General features: G+C 35.3%; 7 protein-coding genes. 2 read left to right on the top strand and 5 right to left on the bottom strand.

Annotated elements, in window-relative coordinates; translation table 11 throughout:
- Window positions 1-317: 317 nt before the first annotated feature.
- Both DF281_RS12175 and DF281_RS12170 read right to left on the bottom strand, forming a co-directional pair.
- Window positions 318-518, bottom strand: a complete 201-nt coding sequence (locus DF281_RS12175; RefSeq protein ID WP_068450358.1) for a cold-shock protein — start codon at window positions 516-518, stop codon at window positions 318-320.
- Between the two features lie 225 nt (window positions 519-743).
- Window positions 744-1,073, bottom strand: coding sequence for a nuclear transport factor 2 family protein (locus tag DF281_RS12170; protein ID WP_109350536.1), 330 nt, complete (start codon window positions 1,071-1,073; stop codon window positions 744-746).
- A gap of 188 nt (window positions 1,074-1,261) precedes the next feature.
- Here DF281_RS12170 and DF281_RS12165 point away from each other — a divergent pair, with 188 nt between their 5' ends.
- Window positions 1,262-2,152: a 3-hydroxyacyl-CoA dehydrogenase gene (locus tag DF281_RS12165; protein WP_109350535.1), complete on the top strand. Its 891-nt coding sequence runs from the start codon at window positions 1,262-1,264 to the stop codon at window positions 2,150-2,152.
- A gap of 91 nt (window positions 2,153-2,243) precedes the next feature.
- On the top strand, window positions 2,244-3,986 hold the full coding sequence (locus DF281_RS12160; protein WP_109350534.1) for an ABC transporter ATP-binding protein: 1,743 nt from the start codon (window positions 2,244-2,246) through the stop codon (window positions 3,984-3,986).
- A gap of 32 nt (window positions 3,987-4,018) precedes the next feature.
- Here DF281_RS12160 and DF281_RS12155 read toward each other — a convergent pair whose 3' ends face one another.
- From DF281_RS12155 to DF281_RS12145, 3 genes are all read right to left on the bottom strand, one after another.
- Window positions 4,019-4,480 carry a GNAT family N-acetyltransferase gene (locus tag DF281_RS12155; protein WP_240605549.1) on the bottom strand — a complete coding sequence of 154 codons (462 nt, stop codon included), beginning with the start codon at window positions 4,478-4,480 and terminating at the stop codon, window positions 4,019-4,021.
- Between the two features lie 236 nt (window positions 4,481-4,716).
- The gene (locus tag DF281_RS12150) at window positions 4,717-5,388 is read right to left on the bottom strand and encodes a thermonuclease family protein (RefSeq protein WP_166636137.1); all 672 of its coding nucleotides are present in this window, start codon (window positions 5,386-5,388) and stop codon (window positions 4,717-4,719) included.
- Between the two features lie 105 nt (window positions 5,389-5,493).
- On the bottom strand, window positions 5,494-6,228 hold the full coding sequence (locus DF281_RS12145) for an alpha/beta hydrolase (protein ID WP_109350531.1): 735 nt from the start codon (window positions 6,226-6,228) through the stop codon (window positions 5,494-5,496).
- Window positions 6,229-6,244: the final 16 nt, after the last annotated feature.

Here is a 6,244-nt window from a genome sequence, read left to right as displayed (position 1 = left end):
AGCTCGGTCAAATAAGAGAAACCGCTGCAAGTAAAGAAATACACTTGCAAGTACGCTCTATTCCCAAGAAGCTCCCACTTCAAGCGTGAAGAACCGCAAGGTTTAGCTAAGTGGCGAGTAGTTCACCCCTTGTTTTGTCATTTCGACAGTCATCGCACCAACTGGCAATGCGATTATAAAACCTGTCACCAAATAATAGAAATACATCTCCATAAAATACACCCCATTTTATAGTATATAGTGAATTAATTGGAAAACTTAAGGAAAGAAAAACGACTCTCAAAATGAGAGCCGCTTTTACGGACAAACTTTAAAAATTAAAGTTTAGTTACGTTAGTAGCTTGTGGTCCGCGGTTACCTTCTTCAACTTCGAATTCAACTTTTTGACCTTCGTCTAAAGTTTTGAAACCGTCGCCTTGGATAGCTGAGAAGTGTACGAATACGTCGTTTCCACCTTCAACTTCGATGAAACCGAAACCTTTTTCTGCGTTAAACCATTTAACTGTACCTTGTGTCATAGTGAATGACCTCCTATTAATGAATTCAATAATAGTATTGTTCAACCGGACTTAAAAAAACAACTATAGAAAGACCGTGTAATACAAGTCTTCATATAGATGAATGTATTGTATACGATGAGCCAATTTCATTATTAATAGTATTATAACCTATTCTCTTTAATTTGTCTAAAAAAGACTAGTAAACGACAGGAAATTATTTGGTATTTTACAGATACTATTCTATTATATTTTTGTGCCTTGATGGAAGAATAATTGCCATTTCCCACCATTAAAGCGCCATAGAGAGCTACGTAATACTTCTTGTTTTGTTAGTTTATTAATTGTTTTATAGGTCGCTAAGATTACATCATCGCTTACATTTTTTTCTTGAAAATCTACGACATCGAAAAATACTTCCGTCAATTCAGCATCTTTTCCAATCGCATTTAATTGATCCACTTTATTATATTTCTTGCCACTTGTACCAAATTCAATGAATTCATCATCTAAAATTTGTTCAAACTCATCATATGAATAGTGTAGTAATTGTCTTTCTAATTCAATAATACTCATTGTCCTCACTCCTAGAATCTTTAAATCTTTTCTATTATACTTTACCCTGAATAAATAAAAGTAAGCACTTACTAGCTTTTTTATTTATTTTATAATATACTCGCATTATATTCCTTTTCAGATTAAATTTAATGAAAAAAGGGAATCAATCTTCATGAAACTAATATATAACAAAGGAGTTTTTATTTATGAATTTCAAAAATGTTACAGTAGCAGGTAGTGGCGTATTAGGTAGTCAAATCGCTTTCCAAACAGCTTTCAAAGGTTTCGAAGTAAATGTTTATGATATCAACGACGCAGCAATTGAAGCTGCTAAAGAACGTGCCAATAAATTAGCAATTATTTATAAAAATGATGTTGCTCAAAATGATGCTGAAGTAGAAGCTGCTCTAGGTCGCTTATCATTCTATACAGATTTAGGTGAAGCTGTTCAAAATGCTGACCTAGTAATTGAAGCAATTCCTGAACGCCTTGATATTAAACAAGGTTTCTACGAACAACTATCTAAAGTTGCTCCAGCTAAAACTGTTTTCGCTACGAATTCATCAACAATGATTCCAAGTCAATTCCGTCAATTCACGGATCGTACTGAAAAATTCTTAGCTTTACACTTTGCAAACGAAATTTGGAAAAACAACACAGCTGAAATCATGGGACATGACGCTACTGATAAACAATATGAAGAACAAGTAATCGAATTTGCTCGTGCAATCGGTATGGTTCCACTTCATATTCTTAAAGAACAACCTGGTTATATTTTAAATTCATTACTAGTTCCTTTCTTAAACGCTGCACAATCGCTTTACGCTCATGGTGTTGCAGATCCACATACAATTGATAAAACTTGGATGATCGCTACTAGCGCACCACGTGGCCCATTCGCAATTTTAGACGTTGTTGGTCTTGAAACTGCCTACAATATTGTAGCTGCACACGCTGTTAACAACCCAACAGCTGCAAAAATCGCTGAGTTGATTAAAGCAGAATACATCGACAAAGGAAAATTGGGGATTGCTACAGGTGAAGGATTCTATAAATACCCGAACCCAGCATTCGAAGAACCTGATTTCTTAAAATAAGTTCGAATTACACAAAGCTACTCGTCTATGAGTAGCTTTTTTTATGTCTTTTCAGCCATAATAAATGTAGAAATTTGAAAGGACGAAAAAAATGAACGAAAAAAAACAACCGAAAAATTGGCGTAAATTCATCCAGTTAATCCGCAGCACAAAACCACCAAAACTACTTATGGGTGTCGCAATGTTACTTACACTTGGGACGACTGCAGTATCCTTAATGGTTCCCCTCTTCACAAAAAATTTAGTGAATGATTTTACACTCGATTCCTTAAATGCACTTACAATCACCATCCTAGTCGGCGCAATTTTATTGCAAGCTATTTCAGGTGGACTCTCGATTTATCTACTTAATCGCATTGGGCAAACTGTAGTTGCAGGTATTCGTGATCAACTATGGAAAAAACTTTTAGTTTTACCGATTAATTATTTCGACGAGCATCCTTCGGGTGAAACTGTAAGTAAAATGACGAATGATACGACCATTGTTAAAACATTGATTTCAGATCATCTTGCAAGCTTCATCGCCGGAATCATCTCAATCATTGGTTCTATTATCGTCCTATTTATTTTAGATTGGCGCATGACAACCGCTATGTTTATCGCGATTCCTCTAGCAGCAGCAATTCTCGTTCCACTTGGCATGAAAATGTTTAAAATTTCAAAAGCGATGCAAGCTGAAACGGGTACTTTCACAGCTTTACTAACACAGGTGCTTTCTGAAATAAGACTTGTTAAATCTTCAAACTCAGAAAAAATCGAATACAATAACGGTAAAAAAGGAATTCATAATTTATGGATTTACGGCTTAAAAGAAGCCAAAATCAATTCATTAGTTGGCCCAATTATGAACTTAGTCATGATGGTACTTCTTGTGGTCTTACTAGGTTACGGAGGTATGCGCGTCTCAACTGGCGCTCTATCGGCAGGTGCTTTAGTTGCCTTCATCATGTACTTATTCCAAATTATTATGCCTATGGCTCAAATTGCTGAGTTCTTCACACAATTCCAAAAAGCATCAGGTGCGACTGAACGCATTATCGAGATTTTAGAAACAGAAGAAGAAGAAGTAGATGGTACGAAAGAAGTTGAGCATATGGACCAAACAATCCATATTAAAGATGTAGCATTTAGTTATCCAGACAAAGAGCCTGTCATCAAAAATATTTCATTCGATGTTGAACCTGGTAAGGTCACTGCGATTGTCGGCCCTAGTGGTAGTGGGAAAACAACGCTATTCTCATTATTCGAACGTTTTTATATCCCTCAATCCGGCGAGATTACTTTAGGTTCTACGAATATTCAAGACTACTCGCTACTATCATGGCGTACTCAAATTGGTTATGTATCGCAGGAAAGTCCGATTATCGCGGGTACAATTCGCGACAATATTACCTATGGTTTAGAACGCACCGTAACCGATGATGAAATTGAAGAGGTTATCAAAATGGCTTATGCAGATCAATTCATTCATCGATTAGAAAAAGGGATTCATACGGAAGTTGGCGAACGTGGTATGAAACTCTCAGGTGGTCAACGTCAACGTTTGGCAATTGCTCGAGCATTCCTTAGAAATCCTAAAATTCTTATGTTAGATGAAGCAACTTCTAGTTTAGATAGTAAGTCGGAGCAAGTGGTGCAACAAGCGCTCGCTGATTTAATGCAAGGTCGCACAACAATCGTCATTGCACATAGACTTTCAACCATCATTGATTCCGATCAGATTATCTTCCTTGAACATGGGGAAATAACTGGTTTTGGTAAACATGATGAACTTTATGCTTCCCATTCACTTTACAAAGAATTCACAGATCAACAACTTCATAAACATATGTAAAATGAAAGAGTGTGCAAATCGCACACTCTTTATTATTGTTCTAAAAATAAGCGAGTTGTTTTTAAAATATGACCATTAAAATTATCATCATATTCACTTTCAAACTTAAAGTTTCTCGCTTTATAAAAATTCATACCACTCGTATTTTCAGTTTCTACGCTTACATATATACGTTTTGGTTTTAGCTCTTCAATCCCTCGGTTTAAAAGCATCGTCCCTACGCCCCTACTTTCGAAACCTGGCTTCATATAAATCGCTGATAATTCCACTGCTCCATCCATTTTCACATTCGAAAAGTTCGCAAAACCTATTAATTCGCCATCCAATTCCGCTATATAAAACGGTGAATTTTCAAGTCTATTTTTTAACACAACTTCATTGTATGCCATATCTAAAAAATCTCGTTGTATGATTTCAGGGATTATACTTTTATACGTGTTTTCCCAACTATTAATGGCGATTTCTCGCACATTTCGAACATCATCTTTCTCCATCTTTCTGACTACTAACAACATACTCACCTCAAATATTATTAAATTACTCCTGTAATTTCTTACAATTCTATCAAATAGATACAATTTTATCTAGTCGTAAAGAAACAATTATTTTAATTATTTTGATAATTCAACTTTTAACAAAACATCCCCATAATTCTTATAGAATCACTTTATTTCTTTAAAAAATAAGAAATAAAAAAAGCGGAAATTTATTATTTCCGCTTTTAAACTCACTATCTTTCGCAAGCATACCCATCTTTATCTCGGTCCATTTTAGCTTGATATGCTTTATGACCTTTTGGTACTCCATTTGGATAATACTTTCTTAATTCTGTGCAGTTTTTGAAGTTTGTTTTGTTACTTACTACTGGTTTTTTCGCTGGTTTTTTTGCAGGCTTCTTCGCTGGTTTTGCTACTGAAGTTGCTAAGTTTTTCTTTGGATTACTCCAAATACCGACGCGTTTTTTCTTCGCATTTGCTTGTGCATTTCTTAAAGTCTTTTCATATGAATATGTGCCATAATCATAAAAACCTTTAACATAACCTTTATCGATCAATTTCTTTTGAAGTAGCTTACCATCAACCCATACCCACACTAATGTACGACCATACTTGTCTTTTTTAGGTCCGTCATATTGCACTTGAATTTTCTTCGCGTGTTTTAGACTTGTACAAGTGTAGTTAGAAGCTGTTTTACCGTATGGTTGAATACGATTTGTAGACTCTGGTGTATCGATATACAAGAATCTCGCTTTACCGATTTTAGAGAATTTCGCCGTGTCTCCATCAATACATTTTTGTAGTTTCACAGTGAATTTCTGTCCTGCTACTGCATTTGCATTCATCGGTACGAATGCTGTACTTAAAAAGAATACAATAATTGCGTAAATACTTATTTTTTTCATAAAATCACTCTTTCTTACAACTAGCATACTAATAATTCGACTGGAAATACATATCCATTTTTCAAATACGCCGGTTTTTTGAAGTGTTTTATTTTCTCTTTACGGTTAATAGCTCGTTTTTAAGAATTCAAGGATCTCTGCATTAATCGTTGCAGCATCTCCCCCAAATGTCATTAAATGACCTGCTTTTTCATATCCTTTTAATTGTTTTTGCTCCGATTGGATTTTCGAAATTAAATTTTCTGCACTTCTTTTATATAATTCATCATCTTGCATGCCGTAAAGTGCAAAAGTTGGTATTTGAATGCGATCAATTTTCATCGACTGTGCATCAATTATTTTTGTGAATTCTAGAATATTCGACATCGGATGTTTTTTTAAATCGATGAGATCCTGCGCCTTTTGTTCCGCCGATTGATCTTCGTACTGCTGATGATTCTTCGCGTAGTTAACTACTCGTTTGCGCAATGTCACTTCATCTCTAGACATAGGTAATGACATCGTTACTAAAGCTTTTGGTGATAGCTCATCCGCCACTTTCAAAGCTAATACCGCTCCTAATGAAATGCCGACTACCGCAATATCTTCAAAACCTTCATCTTCTAAAAACTCATATGCAGTTTGGACATCTTCCCACCAATCTTCTACACCGTATTGTAGTAATGTGAAGGCATTTTCACCATGGCCACTATACATTGGTGCCATGACTGTATAATTTTCCGCGTGAAGAAACTTGCCTAATTTACGTACATCGATCGTCGTTCCTGTAAATGTATGTAGTAATAAGACGGCTTTTGGCCCACTTTTTAAAAAGAATGATTTTGGCGCTGAATAATTCATTTTTATCCCCCATTTT

The sequence above is a fragment of the Kurthia zopfii genome, assembly GCF_003143955.1.
Lineage (GTDB): Bacteria > Bacillota > Bacilli > Bacillales_A > Planococcaceae > Kurthia > Kurthia zopfii.
The sequence above is the reverse complement of the archived record's forward strand: the minus strand, read 5'-3'. Positions and strand labels throughout refer to the sequence as shown.